This window comes from Achromobacter sp. UBA2119 (genome assembly GCF_002331005.1).
GTDB classification, from domain to species: Bacteria; Pseudomonadota; Gammaproteobacteria; order Burkholderiales; family Burkholderiaceae_B; genus Achromobacter; species Achromobacter animicus.
This window is the reverse complement of the sequence record NZ_DCYD01000023.1, coordinates 176,166-194,664: the sequence shown is the minus strand read 5'-3', so window position 1 is coordinate 194,664 and position 18,499 is coordinate 176,166. Positions and strand designations below refer to the sequence as shown.

Annotated in this window: 16 protein-coding genes; 10 read left to right on the top strand and 6 right to left on the bottom strand. The window is 66.2% G+C overall.

The window, feature by feature from the left end; translation table 11 throughout:
* Window positions 1-116 precede the first annotated feature (116 nt).
* From B3098_RS28605 to B3098_RS28580, 6 genes are all read right to left on the bottom strand, one after another.
* Window positions 117-1,079, bottom strand: coding sequence for a Nudix family hydrolase (locus B3098_RS28605; RefSeq protein ID WP_286900767.1), 963 nt, complete (start codon window positions 1,077-1,079; stop codon window positions 117-119).
* Window positions 1,072-1,938, bottom strand: coding sequence for an ATP-binding protein (locus B3098_RS28600; protein ID WP_175186021.1), 867 nt, complete (start codon window positions 1,936-1,938; stop codon window positions 1,072-1,074). Before B3098_RS28600 ends, B3098_RS28605 begins: the two co-directional genes overlap by 8 nt.
* Before the next feature lie 6 nt (window positions 1,939-1,944).
* Window positions 1,945-3,171 carry a bifunctional glutamate N-acetyltransferase/amino-acid acetyltransferase ArgJ gene (gene argJ / locus B3098_RS28595; RefSeq protein WP_286900764.1) on the bottom strand — a complete coding sequence of 409 codons (1,227 nt, stop codon included), beginning with the start codon at window positions 3,169-3,171 and terminating at the stop codon, window positions 1,945-1,947.
* 131 nt (window positions 3,172-3,302) lie between these two features.
* Window positions 3,303-4,343 (bottom strand): hypothetical protein, encoded by a 1,041-nt coding sequence (locus B3098_RS28590; protein WP_286900762.1) that lies wholly within the window; start codon window positions 4,341-4,343, stop codon window positions 3,303-3,305.
* A 60-nt stretch (window positions 4,344-4,403) separates the two neighbouring features.
* Window positions 4,404-4,898: a MarR family winged helix-turn-helix transcriptional regulator gene (locus B3098_RS28585; protein WP_056564603.1), complete on the bottom strand. Its 495-nt coding sequence runs from the start codon at window positions 4,896-4,898 to the stop codon at window positions 4,404-4,406.
* A gap of 11 nt (window positions 4,899-4,909) precedes the next feature.
* A complete protein-coding gene (locus tag B3098_RS28580) occupies window positions 4,910-5,803 on the bottom strand; it encodes an alpha/beta hydrolase (protein ID WP_286900759.1) in 894 nt (297 codons plus the stop codon).
* A 239-nt stretch (window positions 5,804-6,042) separates the two neighbouring features.
* On the opposite strand from B3098_RS28580, the gene B3098_RS28575 reads away from it, so the two are divergent.
* The 10 genes from B3098_RS28575 to B3098_RS28530 all read left to right on the top strand — a co-directional run bounded on the left by B3098_RS28575 (window position 6,043) and on the right by B3098_RS28530 (window position 17,481).
* The gene (locus B3098_RS28575) at window positions 6,043-7,206 is read left to right on the top strand and encodes an ABC transporter substrate-binding protein (protein ID WP_286900757.1); all 1,164 of its coding nucleotides are present in this window, start codon (window positions 6,043-6,045) and stop codon (window positions 7,204-7,206) included.
* 184 nt (window positions 7,207-7,390) lie between these two features.
* Window positions 7,391-8,311 (top strand): branched-chain amino acid ABC transporter permease, encoded by a 921-nt coding sequence (locus tag B3098_RS28570; RefSeq protein ID WP_063953921.1) that lies wholly within the window; start codon window positions 7,391-7,393, stop codon window positions 8,309-8,311.
* Between the two features lie 2 nt (window positions 8,312-8,313).
* Window positions 8,314-9,276, top strand: coding sequence for a branched-chain amino acid ABC transporter permease (locus B3098_RS28565; protein ID WP_191579458.1), 963 nt, complete (start codon window positions 8,314-8,316; stop codon window positions 9,274-9,276).
* A gap of 8 nt (window positions 9,277-9,284) precedes the next feature.
* The gene (locus B3098_RS28560; protein WP_286900877.1) at window positions 9,285-10,082 is read left to right on the top strand and encodes an ABC transporter ATP-binding protein; all 798 of its coding nucleotides are present in this window, start codon (window positions 9,285-9,287) and stop codon (window positions 10,080-10,082) included.
* Entirely contained in the window at window positions 10,082-10,786 is a 705-nt protein-coding gene (locus tag B3098_RS28555; RefSeq protein ID WP_286900875.1) for an ABC transporter ATP-binding protein, read from the top strand. Before B3098_RS28560 ends, B3098_RS28555 begins: the two co-directional genes overlap by 1 nt.
* Window positions 10,787-11,107: 321 nt before the next feature.
* Window positions 11,108-13,093 carry a biofilm regulation protein phosphatase SiaA gene (siaA, locus tag B3098_RS28550; protein WP_286900754.1) on the top strand — a complete coding sequence of 662 codons (1,986 nt, stop codon included), beginning with the start codon at window positions 11,108-11,110 and terminating at the stop codon, window positions 13,091-13,093.
* A gap of 23 nt (window positions 13,094-13,116) precedes the next feature.
* Window positions 13,117-13,656, top strand: a complete 540-nt coding sequence (gene siaB, locus B3098_RS28545; protein WP_056564586.1) for a biofilm regulation protein kinase SiaB — start codon at window positions 13,117-13,119, stop codon at window positions 13,654-13,656.
* A gap of 37 nt (window positions 13,657-13,693) precedes the next feature.
* Window positions 13,694-14,071, top strand: a complete 378-nt coding sequence (gene siaC / locus B3098_RS28540; protein ID WP_286900751.1) for a biofilm regulation phosphoprotein SiaC — start codon at window positions 13,694-13,696, stop codon at window positions 14,069-14,071.
* The gene (gene siaD, locus B3098_RS28535) at window positions 14,068-14,865 is read left to right on the top strand and encodes a biofilm regulation diguanylate cyclase SiaD (protein WP_175125940.1); all 798 of its coding nucleotides are present in this window, start codon (window positions 14,068-14,070) and stop codon (window positions 14,863-14,865) included. The genes siaC and siaD overlap by 4 nt, the downstream gene beginning before the upstream one ends.
* 39 nt (window positions 14,866-14,904) lie before the next feature.
* Window positions 14,905-17,481 carry a sensor domain-containing protein gene (locus B3098_RS28530; protein ID WP_286900748.1) on the top strand — a complete coding sequence of 859 codons (2,577 nt, stop codon included), beginning with the start codon at window positions 14,905-14,907 and terminating at the stop codon, window positions 17,479-17,481.
* The last annotated feature ends 1,018 nt before the right edge of the window (window positions 17,482-18,499 follow it).

Genomic DNA, 18,499 nt, shown 5'->3' with positions numbered 1-18,499 from the left:
TGTAGGGTGCATCGGCGCGGGGGTTTGGTCTATGCGCGCTTTCCCGCGCGAGTCAAAAACAAAACGGCCCATGCGGGGCATGGGCCGTCGGACGGCCAGGCGAAGTGCGATGCGCGTCAGAGCACGCCGCGGATCCCGGCGATGCCGTGCGCGCCGTGGCGCAAGGCTTGCGAGACGGTCTGGGTGGATTGGCCTCCCAGCGCGAACACCGGTATGCCGGCATCCCGGTTGCCTTCCACAAACCCTTCCCAGCCCAGCGTCGGCGCGCCGGGATGGCTGGGCGTTTCCAGCACGGGGCCCAGCACGGCGAAGTCCGCGCCCAGTTCGCGGGCGTGGACGACCTGGGCGTTGTCATGCGCGGAGACGCCGACCAGCGCATTGCGGGGCAATTCCGGACGGGCGGTCAGGCGCAGCGCGTCTGCCGTGCGCAGGTGCACGCCGTCGGCTTCTTTCCACCATGCAACGGGATGGATGCTGTTGACCAGCACGCGCGCGCCAGCGGCGCGGCAGCGCTTGATGACCTGTTGCAGCACTTCGTGCAGCGAACTGGCGCCCACGCCGTCCGGCCATTGTGGTTCACGGAACTGCACCAGCTTCGCGCCACGCGCCAGCGCGGCGTCCAGGCGGCCGAGGAACGGCGCGATGCCCGCGCGCGAGCCAATGGCGCTGATGCCGTAGGTGGTGGGCAATTGCAGCCAGCGCAGCGGAGGCAGGGTGGCGGGCAGCAGGTCGCCCACCGAGGCCGCATTGGCCGGATCCACCCATTCGAGCCGCTGATTTTCCAGGCTTTGCGGCTCGCCTTCCCAGCCGGTGACGTGGCAGAAGGCCAGGCGCACCGTAGTGTGCGGGTAGGCATGCACGTACGTGACCCACGGGCGCGACTGCGTGACGCGGATGCCGATTTCTTCTTGAAGCTCGCGGGCCAGCGCCTGCAGCACGGTCTCGCCGGGTTCGAGCTTGCCGCCCGGCAGTTCCCACCAGCCGGACCAGGGCTTGCCTTCGGGCCGCTGGCCCAGCAGAAGCTTGCCGTCCGGGCGCAGGATCAGGCCGGCGGCGACGTCGACGATCTTTTCAGACATGGCGGGCCGCCCAGTCGCGTGCGAACTGATAGGCCACGCGGCCCGAACGCGAGCCGCGCTCGATGGTCCATTGCAGCGCCTCGGTGCGCGAGGGTTCGATGTGCTGCTCAGGGCAGCCCAGCTCGCGCAGCCAGTGATACACGATGTCCAGGTAGTCGTCCTGCTTGAACGGGTAGAACGACAGCCACAGACCGAAGCGCTCGGACAGCGAGATCTTTTCCTCGACGGTTTCGCCGGGGTGGATCTCGCCGTCGGGCTGGTGCTTGGCCTGCAGGTTTTCGCTCATGTATTCCGGCATCAGATGGCGCCGGTTGGACGTGGCGTAGATGAGGACGTTGTCGCCCGAGGCCGACACCGATCCGTCCAGCACCGATTTGAGCGCCTTGTAGCCGGCCTCGCCTTCTTCAAAGGACAGGTCGTCGCAGAACACGATGAAGCGCTCGGGCCGCGCCGCCACCAGTTCGACGATGTCGGCCAGGTCGCCGAGGTCGGACTTGTCAACTTCGATCAGGCGCAGGCCGCGGTCGCCGTAGGCGGCCAGCATGGCTTTGACCAGCGAGCTCTTGCCGGTGCCGCGGGCGCCGGTCATGAGCACGTTGTTGGCGGGCTTCTTTTCAAGGAACTGCAGCGTGTTGCGGTCGATGGTGGCCTTCTGGCGCTCGATGTGCTGCAGGTCCTGCATGTCGATGCGCGCCACGTGGCGCACGGCGTCCAGCCAGCCGCGCGCGCCGCGCTTGCGCCAGCGGAACGCGTGGGCGGTCCAGTCGATATCGGGCGGGGCGGGAGGCAGGAAGGCCTCCAGCTGCGCCAGCACGCGTTCGGCGCGCTGGATCAGCGTGGTGAACTCGGTAGCCGTCATGGTCGATCAGGAACGGTAGTCGGCGTTGATCGACACGTACTCGTGCGAGAAGTCGCAGGTGTAGACCGTGTCGCTGACCTGGCCGCGGCCCAGCGCGATGCGCACCGAGATCTCGGCCTGCTTCATCACGCGCTGGCCGTCGGCTTCCTGGTAGTCGGGGTTGCGGCCGCCGTTCTTGGCAACCAGCACGTCGTCCAGCCACAGGCGGATGTTGGACACGTCCAGGTCGTCGATGCCGGCGTAGCCGACCGCGGCCAGGATGCGGCCCAGGTTGGGGTCGGATGCGAAGAACGCGGTCTTGACCAGCGGCGAGTGCGCCACGGCATACGCGACCTTCAGGGCTTCTTCGGTGCTGCCGGCTTCTTCGACGCGGATCGTCATGAACTTGGTGGCGCCTTCGGCGTCGCGCACGATCTTGGTGGCCAGTTCCAGCGCGGCGGCGGTCAGGGCCTCGCGCACGGCGGCGTAGGCGGCGTCGGATTCGCTGTTGACGTTGACGCCCGACTTGCCGGTGGCGGCGATGATGAAGGAGTCATTGGTGGAGGTGTCGCCGTCGACCGTGATGCGGTTGAACGAGGCATCGGCGATTTCCACGGCCAGCTTGCGCAGGAGCGGCTGGGCAATGCCGGCATCGGTGGCCAGGAAGCTGAGCATGGTGGCCATGTTGGGACGGATCATGCCCGCGCCCTTGCTGATGCCGGTGAAGGTGACCGTCTTGCCATCGATCTGCACCTTGGCGGACGAAATCTTGGGCAGCGTGTCGGTGGTCATGATGCCGTGGGCGGCGCTGGACCAGTGGTCGGCGGCCAGGTCGGCGATGGCGGCGGGCAGGCCGGCGACCAGGCGGTCGAGCGGCAGGGGTTCCAGGATGACGCCGGTGGAGAACGGCAGGATCTGGGAGGCAGGCACGCCCAGCAGCTTGCCCAGCGCGTCGCACGTGTCCTTGGCTTTTTTCAGGCCTTCTTCGCCGGTGCCGGCGTTGGCGTTGCCCGTGTTGATGACCAGCGCGCTGATCGGGCCGCCGGCGGCCAGGTGGGCCTGGCAGACCTGCACCGGGGCGGCGCAGAAGCGGTTGCGCGTGAAAACGCCCGCCACGCTGGTGCCTTCGGCCAAACGGAACACCGTCAGGTCGCGCCGGTTGGCCTTGCGGATGCCGGCCTCGGTGACGCCGATTTCTACGCCGGCAACAGGAAAAATTTCGGACTCGGAGGGGATCTGCAGATTAACGGCCATGACTTCGTCTCTTGGTGTGAGCGGGACGGAACCGCCGCCAGGCACGGCGGCGCGCGGGAAAGGTTCGTATTATCCCACCGGATCCGGTGGGGGTGGCCGGCCCCCTCGGCAACCCGAGGGGTGTGCCGGCCTCAGGGAGCCATGCGCATGGCGGCCACGTCCAGCACGCCGGCTTCGCGGTTGCTCAGCACGCTGCGCACCGTGCCGTCGGGCGCCTGCAGCACCGACTTGCCGGCCGGAACGTCTTCGCCGCCGGCCCGGCGCGCCGAGCGCCCGCGGGACGGCGAGAACAGCAGATCGCCGGGCTGCGCGCCCTGCAGGCGCGGGTTGGCGGCCAGAACGCGCGTGCCCGGCGGGTAGGTCATTTCGCCCAGGACGGTGTCGCGCGCCGCCAGACCCTCGAAGCCCAGCATCCGGCGCTGCGCGTCCAGTTGCAGGTCGACCTTCAGCAAGGGAATCCCGGCGACGGTCAGAGCGTCGCTGCCTTCGGTGCGCAGCAGCCAGCGGGGCGCCGTGCCGGTCTTGTCCAGCGGCGTGCCGCGCGCGGCGGGGTCGACCTTCAGCCAGGCACCCGCAGGCACCGGTTGCTGGTCCAGCGTATTGCCGATGGCAAGGTGGCAGCTGGAAAACTGCGGATGCCCGCCTTGCACCACGAATTCGATGCGATGACCGTGCGCGCAGAGCCAGCCTTCCAGCGCCTGGTCCCGCGCGATCTCGGCGGACAGGGTTTCGGGCTGCTTGGGCGTGGCGGGGTAACGGAACAGGCGCGTCGCGGCGACGCCGTTAATGTCTGCCGGGTGGGTTTCGGGAAAGACGGCCCGGTCGAACGATGCCAGTTCACCGGGCGTGGCAAGCCGAAGCGTGGTGCCGGTGGGCATCTGGACGCCGGCCAGTTGCGTGGGTTGTGACAGCACGGTCTTGCGCGCGTCGTCGGCCTGCGCTTCGCGCTGGACCGAGAACCACTGGCTGAACTGCTGATACGGGAAGATGGCGCCGATGACGGCCAGCACGGCCATCAGGACGGTGCCGGCGCGCCGGTGGCCGGACAGCCAGTCTCGCGCGCCGGGCGAGGTGGCCAGGGCGGCCAGCCAGGTGAACAGCGTGGCGAGGCAGGCGAGCGAAGCCGCCATCAGCACATAGAAATTACCGCCAGGAAGAGAAACCGGAATCATGGCGGCAATTATGCGCCAATCCGGCAGGCCGGACCGTCGCGAAAAAGTCCTGGTCCGCCCTCAGTCGCGGGCCGCCGCCGAGCGCGTGGCCACCACCTGCAGCTTCAGTTCGCCCAGCGCCTGGAACAGGGCGTTGCGGCTGGCCTCGGGCAGTTCGGCAAACATGGACTTGACCCAGTTTTCGTGGGCGCGGGCCATGCGCGCAAAGCTCTTCTTGCCTTGCGGCGTCAGCTTGATGAGCGAGCTGCGGCGGTCGGACTCGACCTTGGTCCGCACCACCAGGCCTTCTTTTTCGAGCTGGTCGGTGATCCCGGTGATATTGCCGTTGGTGACCATCATGTGGCGCGACAGCTCGCCCATCTTCATGCCCTTGGGCGCGCGCTGCAACTGCGCCATCAGGTCGAAACGCGGCAGGGTGGTGTCGAAGTCGTTGCGCAGGCGGCTGCGGATCTCGCCTTCGATGAGGTTGGCGCAGGTCAGCATGCGCAGCCACAGGCGCAGCGCGTGATGGTCGTCGGGCGCGGCGCGGGATTCCAGGTCGGGGGTATCGGTCATGGCTCGGAAGATTACCGGGAATGCGGGGGTGAAGAGGGCGCCAGACCCATCTGTTCGAAGATGGCTTGGGTCAGCGGGCTGTTCGGATCGTTGAGCGTCAGGACAATATCAAAATGATTGGTCCCCGGCATTGGTACATACCTACCGGGAAAACCGCGCGCCCGCCATGCGGCCAGATAATCATCGCTCTGGCGCTTGAATTCGTCGGTTTCGGATTCTCCGTAGCTGACCACCAGCGGGCAGCCCGCCTGCGGCAAATGCAAGGCGGGGCTGTTGCGGATGGCATCGGCTTCGCTCATGCGCATCCATTCGTTGATGTGGGTGTGCACCAGCGGGCGCAGGTCGAACAGGCCCGACAGGGGCGCGGCGCCTCTGACCACGCCGGGCGGCACGTCATAACCGGCATGCCAGCCGCCGGCGAGCAGCGCGCCGACCAGATGGCCGCCCGCCGAGCTGCCGCAGATGTGGATGCGCGACGGGTCGCCGCCGTACTCGGCGATGTGGTGGTGAATCCAGGCCAGCGCGCGCCGGTTCTGGTCCACGATACGGTCCAGCGTGACGGCGGGGGCCAGCGAATAATTCACCGACACCACCACCGCGCCCGCCCGCGTGAACGCGGGCGCCATGTTGCTGGATTCGTTTTTGGACAAGAGTCGCCAGTAGCCGCCGTGGATGAACACGAAGACGGGCGCGCCGGACTTGCCGGCCGCGGCTGGAAATATGTCCAGCAGTTCATCCGGATGATCGCCAAAAGGCACGTCCAGCGCGCATTCCAGCGTGCTGCGCGCCGTGGCGCTGTCCTCGGCGTATTTCTTGAGTATCGGTTGGATGTCGGGTACTGTCGCGCGAGCGTTGTACTGGAGGTCCAGTTCGGCGCGATCGTAGTTGCGGTAGAGGGTGACCATGGCGGCAGGTGGTAAAAACCCTAGACTTGTTTTGCCGATTACTTTAAACCTAAACTATGAACCACGCCAGTTTTCCCTGTGCTGCATGAGGGAATTGGGGCGTTGCAGAGCAATCCGTTCTGCAGGCTTGGACCTGACGGTGACGACATTGGCGCCAACGGCCCGGGCATAGAAGTCTTTCGCATCGCACTTTCAAAAAGAACACCCTCTGCGCGGGCTCGCGCACGGAGCACACCACCATGCGTTTGATCACTTCCTTCCTGGCTGCCGCCGCCCTGATTCCGGCCCTGGCACAGGCCGACACCGTCAAGGTCGGCATCGCCAACGACATCTCGGGCCCGTTCTCGGCGCTGGGCGCCGAAGCCCGCGACGGCTTCAACCTGGCCATCAAGCAACTGGGCAGCAAGCTGGGCGGCCAGCCCGCGGAATTCCTGCAAACCGACATGGGCGGCAATCCGGACCAGGCCCGCCAGCTCGTCACGCGCTACATCCAGCGCGAAAAGGTCGACTTCTTCACGGGGCCCATCGGCTCGAACGTGGCGCTGGCCGTCGGCCCCGCGCTGTTCGCCGCGAAGGTGCCCTACCTGTCCAACAACCCCGGCCCCAGCCAGTTCGCCGGCGCCCAGTGCAACAACTATTGGTTCGGCACGTCGTACCAGAACGACGCCTTCCACGAAGCGGCCGGCAAGGTCGCGGCCGACCGCGGCTTCAAGAAGATGTTCATCATGGCCCCGGACTACCCGGCCGGCAAGGATGCGCTGACCGGCTTCAAGCGCGGCTACAAGACCGCCCCGGGCGACGAGGTCTACACCAAGCTCGGCCAGATCGACTACGCCGCCGAGATCGCGCAGATCCGCGCCGCCAAGCCGGACGCCGTCTACATCTTCCTGCCGGGCGGCATGGGCATCAACTTCGTCAAGCAGTTCGTGTCCGCCGGCCTGTCGCAGAACGTCAAGCTGATCGGCCCGGGCTTCTCGGCCGACGAGGACGTGATACAGGCCGTGGGCGACCCCATGCTGGGCATGTACAACACGGCGCAATGGGCGCATGACCTGGACGTGCCGCAGAACAAGGCCTTCGTCGAGGCTTTCCGCAAGGAATACAACGGCCGTTACCCGTCGGTGTACGCCGCCCAGGCGTACGACGTGATCATGGCCATGGACGCCGCCGTCAAGCAGGCCGGCGGCAAGGCCACCGACCGTGAAGCCATCGTGAAGGCGCTGGAAAAGGCCGACTATCCCTCGGTGCGCGGCAGCTTCACCTACGGCAAGAACCACTACCCGATCCAGGCCTACTACCTGCGCGTCGTCGAGAAAGACGGCAGCGGCCGCATCACCAACAAGCTGGTGGGCAAGGTGTTCGACAAGTACCAGGACGTGTACGTAGGCGACTGCAAGCTCTGATCCCCCCGAAGCGCTGCGCGCTTCCCCCCAGGGGGCGTCGCAGCGGACCGGCGAAGCCGGATCCGCGCGACCCCGATTGGGGGCGGCGGCTTGGGCGCGGGGATGCGTCGCTGATGCAGGTGGGATAGCTTTGGTGAATTGATCGCGGGGCCCATCGGCGGCGCGCGGCAAGGGGGAAGTTTTCATGACGTTTACGCTGATCGTCGAGCAATTGCTGAACGGTCTGCAGTTTGGGTTGATGTTGTTTCTGATTGCGGCCGGGCTGACCCTGGTGTTCGGGATCATGGACATCATGAATCTGGCTCACGGCTCGCTCTATATGGCTGGCGCCTATGTCGCCGCCGAAACCATGCAACGCACCGGCTCGTTCACCGCCGCGGTTCTTGTGGCGGCGGTTGCCACCGGCATCGTCGGCATCGTGCTGGAGCTCTCGCTCATCCGCCGCCTGGCGCTGCGCGACCACCTGGCCCAGGTGCTGGGCACCTACGCCGTCATCCTTATCGCCAATGACCTGGTCAAGATGATCTGGGGTCCGGCGCCGGTCATGCTGAACATGCCCGCGATGCTGTCCGGTCCCGTGCGCCTGTTGCCCGACCTGATGTATCCCGCCTACCGCCTGATGATCATCGTCTTCGGCGTGGCCGCGGCCGCGGGCCTGTACTGGTTCGTGACGCGGACCCGTGCCGGCGTGCTGGTGCGCGCCGGGGCGTCGAACCGCCAGATGGCCACGCTGATGGGCGTGCGCGTGCCGCTGCTGTTCCTGGGCGTGTTCGTGCTGGGCGCCATGCTGGCCGCAGTGGCGGGTGCGCTGCTGGGGCCGATCACCTCGGTGCAGGTGGGCATGGGCGAAGAAATCCTGATCCTGGTGCTGGTGTGCATCGTCATCGGCGGCATCGGCTCGATCCGGGGCGCCTTCGTGGGCGCGCTTCTGGTCGGCATGGTCGACACCGCCGGCCGGGCGTTCCTGCCGATGCTGCTGCGCCAGGTGTTTTCGCCGGCCGTGGCCTCCAGCGTCGGTCCGACGCTCGCGGCCATCGCCATCTACGTGTTGATGGCGGCAGTGCTGGTGTTCCGGCCCTCTGGCCTCTTTCCGGCGCGGGGCTGACCATGAAAACCAAGATCTGGACCGTGGTCCTGCTGGCCGCGCTGGCGGTGTTCCCGCTGGTCGCGCCCATGCTGGGCCTGGACTTCTACATTTCCTTCGTGCGGCGCGTGCTGATCTACGCGCTGGCGGCAACCAGCCTGAACCTCATCCTGGGGTATGGCGGCATGGTGGCCTTGGGTCACGCGGCGTTCTTCGGCGCGGGCGCCTATGCGGTGGGCATCCTGTCCATGTCGGGCGTCACGTCCGCGCTGGTGTCCTGGCCGGTGGCCATGCTGCTGGCGGGCGTGCTGGCCTGCATCACGGGCGCGATCTCGCTGCGCACACGAGGCGTGTACTTCATCATGATCACGCTGGCGTTCGCGCAGATGCTGTTCTACATCTTCATCTCGCTGCGCCAGTACGGCGGTGAGGATGGCCTGAATCTGCCGGGATATTCCACCCTGCCGGGCATCGACCTGGCCCACGATGTCAGCTTCTATTACCTGGTGCTGGCCCTGTTCGCGCTGCTGATGTGGGCCTTCGGTCACGTCGTCGCCTCGCGCTTCGGCATGGCGCTGCAGGGCATCCGCGAGAACGAATCGCGTATGGAGTCCATGGGCTATCCCGTGTACCGCATCAAGCTGATGGCGTTCACGCTGAGCGGCGCGGCGGCCGGGCTGGCCGGCGCGCTGCTGGCCAACCACAATCTCTTCATTTCGCCCAGCCTGATGCATTGGACCCAGTCGGCCAATCTGCTGATCATGGTGCTGGTGGGCGGCATCGGCCTGCGCTATGGCGGCGTGGCCGGTGCGGTCGTGATGCTGACGCTGGAAGAAGTGCTGCGCCTGTGGACCGAATACTGGCACCTGCCTTTGGGCGTGCTGCTGCTCTGCGTGGTGTTTGGCGCGCCGCGCGGCCTGGTCGGCCTGTTCGGGCCGCTGTTCAGCGGGCGCACGGCGCCGCAATCTGGCAAGGTGGGCTCATGAGCAATCCGATGAATGCCACGACTGGAGCCACGACTGGCCTCACCGCAGGCGGGACACACGCCATGCAGGCGCGCGGATTGGTCCGGCGCTTTGGTGCGCTGGTGGCCACCGACAACGTATCGCTGTCGCTGGCGCCGGGCGAGATCCATGCCCTGATCGGCCCCAACGGCGCGGGCAAGTCCACGTTGATCCACCTGCTGTCGGGCACGCTGTCCGCCGACGCCGGCACGCTGGAAGTCGACGGCCGCGACGTCACCGCAATGAACGCGCACCAGCGCGTGGCCGCGGGCCTGTCGCGGTCCTATCAGATCACCAACATCTTCAAGCAGTCCAGCGTGCTGGATAACCTGGTGCTTGCCGTGCAGGCCCACGCCGGCAGCAGCTTCCGCTTCTGGAAGCCGCGCGCCGCGGAATCCGCCCTGTACGAACAGGCGCGCGAACTGGCGCGCGAATGCGCCATCGATGCCAGCCTGCTGGACCGCGCCGCGGGCACGCTGCCGCACGGCGAGCAGCGCAAGGTGGAATTCGCGCTGGCGCTTGCCGCCCGGCCCAAGGTGCTGCTGTTGGACGAACCCATGGCAGGCATGGGGCCCGACGAGACCGTCCGCCTGACCGAACTGATCGAATCCTTGCGGGGACGCGCCGCCATGCTGCTGGTTGAACACGACATGCAGGCGGTGTTCCGTCTGGCCGACCGCCTGTCCGTGCTGGTGTACGGGCGGGTGATTGCCTCGGGCACGCCGGATGAAATCCGCGCCAACCCCGAAGTGCGCCAGGCCTACCTGGGCGACGAGGAGACCGCATGATGCTGACCATCGAATCAGCCAAGAGCGGCTACGGCGCCAGCCAGGTGCTGTTTGGCGTGGACCTGGAGATCGGCGCGGGGCAGGTCGTGACGCTGCTGGGCCGCAACGGCATGGGCAAGACGACGCTGCTGCGCACGCTGTTCGGCCAGTTGCCGCTGCGCGGCGGCAAGATCCATTTCGCGGGGCAGGACATCAGCGGATGGAGTCCGGACCGCATCGCGCGGGCCGGCGTCGCCATCGTCCCGGAAGGGCGTCAGTGCTTTCCCAATCTGACGGTGCGCGAACACCTGACGGCCTTCGTGGCTGGGCGCAACCCGGAGATCGGCGAACCGTGGACGCCCGATCGCGTCTTCGAACTCTTCCCCCGGCTGGCTGAACGCGCCCGAAACATGGGCAACCAGTTGTCGGGCGGTGAGCAGCAGATGCTGGCCATTGGCCGCGCGCTGGTGACCAACCCCCGGCTGCTGATTCTGGACGAAGCCACCGAAGGGCTCGCACCGAAAATCCGGGAAGAGATCTGGAACTGCCTGGCGCGTCTGCGTCGGGCCGGCCAGACCATCCTGGTGATCGACAAATATGTCGAAAGGTTACTTAGCCTGGCCGATCGCCATGTCATCCTGGAACGCGGCAAAGTGGTGTGGACCGGCAACTCGCAAGCCCTGGACGCCGACCGCAGCCTCTGGGAACGCTATCTGGGCGTCTAGCCAACGTGTAGTAATAAAGCTGCAAATCGGACCTGCCAGACGTAACAGCCGCTGATATAAAACGCAATAAATCACGATATATATTGCTGCGGTGAAACTTAAGGTGTCTCGAACGCATCCAGACGTTTGCACCTGTATCAATAAACCCCCCTGGCATCTACACTAGCCGCGCCGGTTGCCCGCACGGGGCGCCGGCGTTCAGGCTCATGGCTCAAAAGGCGGGGCGAAGCAACGGGTACGGCGCCTCGTAAGGTCAGCGCGTCCTATCTGCGTCCCCTTTTTCGCGCGTGGCATCGCATCAAGTTGTCAGGAAGACTTTGCATGGCGAAATGGGGATTGCGCAGGAAATCACTGATGGCGCTGCTGTTGGCGTGCCTGGTCGCCTTGGCGCCGGCCGCGCTGATTGGCTGGCAGGTGCTGGACGGCGTCCGCGAGCACTTTGGCCGCGCCTTTTCCGACAACTTCACGCAACTGAACCGCCAGCGCATCCTGGCGCCGGTGTCGCGCGAACTGGCGCTGTCGCAGCGCCTGGCCGACAGCGAAGTCACGCGCCGCTGGCTCCGCAATGAAAACGATCCCGCCGCGCGCGAGCTGTTCTTCCGCGAGGCCGACGGCTACCGGCGCGATCTGCTCGGCGGCGCGTACTTCATCGCCAGCGCCAGTTCCGGCAACTACTACTTCAACGACGACAAGCCGCTGTCGGAGACGCCGCGCTACACGCTCAGCCCCAGCGCGGCCGACGACGGCTGGTTCTACGCCACGATCAAGTCGCCCGCCCGCTACAACATCAACGTCAACCCGGACCTGAAGCTCAAGACCACAAAGGTCTGGATCAACGTACAGATCCGCGACGGCGAGACGGTCATGGGCCTGACGGGGGCCGGTCTGGACGTGGGCGGGTTCCTGAAGGAATTCGTGAACAGCGGCCAGCCCGGGGTCACGCCCATCATCGTGGACGAGGAAGGCGCGATCCAGGTGCACATGAACCCCGCGCTGATCGCCTACAACTCGGGCGCGGGCGGGGCGGGCGGCAAGGGCATGGTCTTCAGCCTGCTGGATCAGGGCGAAGGCCGCGCCGAGCTGCTGTCGGCCATGCATGCCGCGCAGGCGGATCCGCAGTCGGTGCAGTCGGCCTGGGTCAAGATGGACGGCGTGCGCCAGCTGGTGTCGGTGGCGTACATGCCGGAGCTGCACTGGCACGTCCTGACCGTGGTCGACCTGGGCGCGGCCCGGGTGCTGGACACCGGCTGGCTGTGGCCGGCGGCCATCGGCCTGGTGCTGCTGTTTGCCGCGATGCTGCTGTGCTTCGGCTACGCCATCGAGCGCCTGATGCTGCGCCCCTTGCGCCGCCTGCAGCAGTCCGCGCGGGCAATCGCCGACGGCAGCTACGACGTGCGCCTGCCGCCGGGCGGCCAGGACGAGATCGGCGACCTGAGCCGCGCGTTCGGCGTGATGGCCGACAAGGTCCGCAAGCACACGGCCGAGCTGGAAACCAAGGTGCGCGAACGCACCTCGGAACTGGAAGACGCCAACCGCGCCATGGCCGCGGCGCACAAGAAGATCGGCGACTCCATCGACTACGCCAGCCTGATCCAGCGCGCGATCCTGCCGGACCGCCAGCTGACGCAGTCGCTGGGCGCCCACCATTTCGTGCTGTGGAAGCCGCGTGATGTGGTTGGCGGCGATTTCTACGTGTTCCGCGAGGACGGCGCCAACTGCCTGCTGGGCATCATGGACTGCGCGGGCCACGGCGTGCCCGGCGCGCTGATGACGATGCTGGCGCGTGCGGCAATCGATCTGGCGATCACCGAGGTTGGACCCGGCGATCCCGCGGGCATTCTGACGCGTACCGACAACGCCATCCGGGCCATGCTGGCCGACGCGCAACTGCCCCGGGCCCTGGCGACCAATACCGATGCGGGGCTGGTATATATTGACCGGCAAGCCGGCAGGCTGCTGTACGCAGGCGCGAAGATCAGCCTGTACGCAAGTGACGGCGAAAACCTGCACGAGGTTCCCGGCGGCCGGCGTGCGCTGGGCGACAAGCGTATGGGGGTTTACGAGAACAACACGTTGCAGATGGAGCCGGGCTGGACGTATTACCTGGCGACCGACGGCTTTCTGGATCAGGCGGGCGGCGAGCACGGGTTCGGCTTTGGCAATACGCGCTTTGCGGACATGCTCAAGACGCACGCCCGCCGGCCGTTAACCGAACAGGCGGCCGCGTTCAGCCAGGCGCTCGCCGAGTACCAAGGTGGCCGGCCCCAGCGCGACGACATCACCTTGCTGTCTTTCCGTTTCGAATAATCGTTATCAAGGCGGTACCCTCCATGAATGCCTCCGATCTTTACGCGTTGGGCGCGCGATTCGACCAGAACCGCACGTTGCTGTGTTTCAACGGGCCGATCTCGCGCAGCCTGATCGAGGAAATCGGCAATGCGCTGAAGAACTACCTGAACGCCGAGCACGTCCGGCCCGCTGAAGCCATGGACGTGTTTTCGGTCTACATCGAGATGATCCAGAACATCCGCCAGTACGCCGCGCAGAACGGCGACGCGGACGCCTCCGCCACGGTGGTGATCGGCCGCCGCGACGAAAGCCGCTATGTGGTGTCGGCGGGCAATCTGGTCAGCGCGGAAGACGGCCACAGCCTGGTCGCCCGCATCCAGGAACTGGCCGCGCTGGACAAGCCGGCCCTGAAAGCCGAATACAAGGCCCAACTGCACAAGCCGCGTACGCAGGGCGTCGCGTCGGGCGCGGGCCTGGGCCTCATTGACATCGCGCGCCGCGCCGGCGCGCCGCTGGAAGCCAGCCTGACCCCCGCTGCACAGCCGGGCAAGGCCTTCTTCAGCCTGAGCGTGGTGGTCTGAGGACGCGCGCTCAACAGGATTATTTTCGGAGTATTTGATGAAAGACCTGAACATTCCCGGGACCCAGTCCACGCCCGCCATCACCGCCGACGCTGCCGTCGGCGTGCTGGCGATGCGCGGCGACTCCTATCCCGAGAATTCCTTCGAACTGTTCGGCCCGGTCATTGAATGGGTCGAGACGTACCTGCAGGACCGCGACGCGCCGCTCAAGCTTGAGCTGGAACTGCTGTACCTGAACACCAGCAGCATCAAGTCCGTGATGGACATCTTCGATGTGCTCGAGGCCGCGCACCGCAAGGGCCGCGAGGTCGGCGTGACCTGGTTCTACGACATGCGCAACGAGCGCGTGGGCGAACTGGCCGAAGAGTTCAAGGAAGACTGCACGTTCCCGTTCTCGGTGGTTGGCCGCCAATGAAACCGGGCGCCGCCGAACTGGATCAGCGTATCGCCGAGCTGCTGGCGGATCCGGCGCATGCCGGCCATCCGCTGCGCGACGCGCTGGAAGCGCTCTGGCGGCACACCGAGGAACAGATGGCGCGCATTCAGCGCGTCACGCAGCTTTCGGACGCCTATCAAAGCATGGCGCACGAACGTGAACTGGGCCTGTGCGACCAGTTCGACCGCCAACTGCGCCGCCTGACCCGCATCGCGCGGATTTCGGATCACTACCAGAACATGATGCGCGACCTGAACCGCGCGCTCGAGGAAACGTCCAGCCGCGACCCCCTGACGGGCCTGTTGAACCGCCGCGCGCTGATGGAAATGATCAAGCAGGAAGTCCAGCGCGCCGCGCGCAGCGGCGACAGCTTTGTCGTCGCGATGCTGGACGTGGATCACTTCAAGGCCGTGAACGACCGATTCGGTCACGAGACGGGCGACCGCGCCCTGGTCGAACTGGCGGGCGTGCTGGGCGAAAGCCTGCGCGAATACGATCTGTGCGGCCGCTGGGGCGGCGAGGAATTCCTCGTGCTGCTGCCCCACACGGACCCGGACGCGGCGCAGGCGGTCATGGACCGCCTGGTCAGCGACGTGCGGGGGCTGGCGATGCCGGCCGGCGACGAAGTCCTGCGGCTGACGGTCAGTATCGGCATGGCGTATCACCAGTTGGGCGAAACGTTTTCGGAGACGCTCAGCCGGGCGGATCAGGCGTTGTATCTGGCCAAGCAGGACGGACGCGATCGCGTCGCCCTTGGTTTTCCGAGGCGCTGAATGAAACCGGAACAGCTGTTATCCGGGTTGGAGCCCCTTATGCTTGATTCTCATCTTGGCGGTTCGCAGTCGAACCCCCAAGGCGCCGCGTGGCATGTGGGCAATTATCTGACGTCGATGGACCGTGCTTTGCTGCTGTTCGATTTCGACGCGGCCGGCTCCTTGTTGAACGGCAATACCAATTTCCTGGCCGCGGTGGGTTACACCCGCGAAGAGGCGCTGACCCTGCGCCACGAGCTGCTGTGCGACAGCATGGACGAAGGCAAGGGTACGCGCAGCGGCGAACAGGTTTGGGACCGGCTGCGCCGCGGCCAGCACTTTTCGGGCACCTGCCGCTACCGCAAGAAGGATGGCTGCTCGCTGTGGATCGAGGCGACCTACCTGCCGCTGCTGAACGACGCGGGCGAGGTGGGCCGCGTGACGGTGATTTCGCGCAAGTCGATCGCGGACGCGGAACGCCAGGAAGAAATCCGCCTGCTGATGCTGGGCATCAACGAAACGGGCAACGCGGTGGCGGTGTCGGGTTCCGATGGCCGCATCGTCTACGTGAACGACGGCTTTCAGCGGATGCTCGGCTTTTCCCGTAGCGATGCGCTGGACCAGGATCTGGGCGAACTGCTCTCCGGCGGCCGCGCGGACGGCGGCACGCGCGAGGAACTGCACCGCCGCGTGGCCTGTCGCGAGGGCTACCACAAGGACGTGCTGGTCTATGACCGCGGCGGCAAGCCGCTGTGGGTGTCGGTGATGGCCAACTCGGTGTTCGACGAGCGCGGGACGCTGGTCAACATCGTGGACGTGCTGACGGACATTACGCCAACGAAGGTGCACGAGGTGCTGCAGCGCCGGGTGCTGCAAGCGATGGTGAACGAGGCCTCGGTGGTCGAGGTCATGAACATGGTGTGCCGCGAGGTGGAACGCCTGGCGCCGGAAGTGGCGGCGTCGGTGGTTCGCGTGGACGACGCGGGCCTGTTGCGCCCGCTGGCGGCGCCGAGCCTGCCGCAGGGCTATTCGGACGCGCTGGAAGGCGTGCCGATCGGCCCGCAGGTGGGCGCCTGCGGCACGGCGGCGTTTCTGGGTCGTCCGGTGATCGTGCCGGACATTGCAACAGACCCGCTGTGGGACGATTACCGCCATCTGCCGCTGCCGGAAGAGTACAAGGCGTGCTGGTCGTCGCCGATCAAGTCGAGCGATGGCCGGGTGATCGGGACGTTCGGTTTCTATTTCCGGGAACGCCGGCTGCCTGATGATTTCCATCACCGTCTGGTGGACGTGTGTGTATACCTGTGCGCGCTGGCGCTGGAACGCGAGGAAGCGCGCGCGCGCATCCGGCAATTGGCGTTTTATGACGAACTGACGGGACTGCCGAACCGCAATCTGTTGCTGGCGCAGGCGGAACAGGCGATCGCGCGGGCGGAGCCGGAGCGCAAGCGGGTGGCGGTGCTGTTCCTGGATCTGGACCGCTTCAAGCAGGTGAACGATACGCTGGGCCACCCGATCGGGGACGCGCTGCTGCGGGATGTGGCGCAGCGTCTGCGCCGGTTGGCGCGGGCGACGGATATCGTGGGCCGCCTTTCCGGCGACGAGTTCGTGATGCTGATGCCGGAGTTCGAACATGGTCGCCTGACTGCGGCGGCGGAACACATCCTGGTGGCGCTGGCGCAGCCGTTCTCGGTGGGCGGCATTACGCTGAATCCGTCGGTGAGCATCGGCATCAGCGTGTTCCCGGAGAACGGCCGGGATATGGATACGTTGCTGCGCCATGCGGACATGGCGATGTACCAGGCGAAGACAGCAGGGCGCAATCGCATTTCGTTCTTTAGCGCGGAGATGAATCGTCAGGCGCAGGAGCGGTTGGCGCTGGAAGCGGCGCTGCGGGATGCGTTGGAAGCGAAGGCGTTGCGTTTGCATTACCAGCCGCAGGTTGGCTTGAAGAACGGCAGCCTGTATGGGGTGGAGGCGCTTGCACGTTGGCGCCATCCGACGCTGGGGGATATTTCGCCGGCGCGCTTCGTGCCGCTGGCGGAAGAGTGTGGGCTGATCGGAGATCTGGGCGACTGGGCGTTGCGCGAGGCCTGCTCGCAATTGGCGATCTGGCGCAATAACGGTCTGCGAGTGCCTTCGGTGTCGGTGAACCTGTCGGCGACGAATTTCCACAATCTGAACCTGCCGCGGATGATTGCGGCGACGTTGGCTGAGTTCGGGTTGGCGCCTGCGGATTTGATGCTGGAGATTACCGAGGGCGTGGTTCTGGATGCCACGGCTGGGACGTTGCGCACGATTGCTGAACTGCATCGGTTGGGCGTACGGCTGTCGATGGATGACTTCGGGACTGGTTATTCCAGCCTGGGGCATTTGCGGCGCCTGATCGTTGACGAACTGAAGCTGGATCGCAGTTTCGTGCAAGGGTTGGAGAGCGATGATGCGGCTCGGGCGTTGACCAGTGCTGTGATCCGGATCGGGGAGAGCTTGAGTCTGCCGGTTGTGGCTGAGGGCGTTGAGAACGAAGAGCAGCGGCGGTTTCTGATCGAGCAAGGGTGTGCTGCGGGGCAGGGGTTTCTGTTTTCGCCGCCGTTGCCTGCGGGGGATCTTGAGGAGTGGTTGCGGGCTCGGGGGTGATTGGTTCGCTTCGTTTGCCGGGTTGAGTTCTTGAGGCGTCCGGCACGGTGGCGTCCCGGGGCGCGCGGGGCCACGATTGCGGTCCGGAGCCTTCGCTCCGGACTTCCCCGTCGTCATCTTCGTCCGCCTTCGGCTCCCTTCAGATTCCCTCGGGCTTATCGACGCCCCGCGCACCCCGGGACGCCACCGCACCGGACTCTGGCAATTCGAGTTTTCAGGCAGCGGGGGCGGTCGGCGTGCTTGGCATTTTTGCGCAGTTCCTTTCGGGCTCGGAGCATCTTGCGGTGCCCGTCTCCGTTCGGCCGCGCGGGCGGCCTCCGGAGACTTACGCGGCGTCTTGCGGCGTGGTGATGACGCTTCGCGAGTAGGTAGCGTTTGGGTGTCAGACACCAGTGGACTCGTAAGACTAAATCGGGTGTCAGACACCATGAAGCACTCCGGCCGCCATTCATCGTCACTTGAACTCACGTGCCCGATGGGCGGCGCGAACCGGTCGGCAGGCTGTGGCGAACCGTCGCCGCGCCGCCCATCACGGCCCTCCCCACGGTGATGCTGGAGCTTTAGAACCCCACTCCCCGCAAGCGCGCAAGCGTCTACCTCCACGACGACCCACAACGCGTATGCCGATCGTGGCCGCCCGCGCGGCCGCGACTCGGCGGGCCCCGCAAGACTCGTCCCTGACCACGGCTCTAGCAGCGCCCCGAATCATGCACACCGCAGCTCCTCGGTGCGGGCATCAGGGGGCCGAGCGCCGTCGATGCGCCCGAGGGAATCTGAAGGGAGCCGAAGGCGGACGAAGATGACGACGGGGGAGTCCGGAGCGAAGGCTCCGGACCGCAATCGTGGGCGCTCGGCCCCCTGATGCCCGTGCCGAGGGGCGGGAGAAGAACGCAGAAACCGCCCAACCAAAGCCACAGCCAACCAGAGCCACAGTCAATGCCGCCTCGACGCCACGCGCCTCACACCTAGTCGCACACAGCCATTCACGCCCAACCCCGCCCCAACACACGCACTCCAA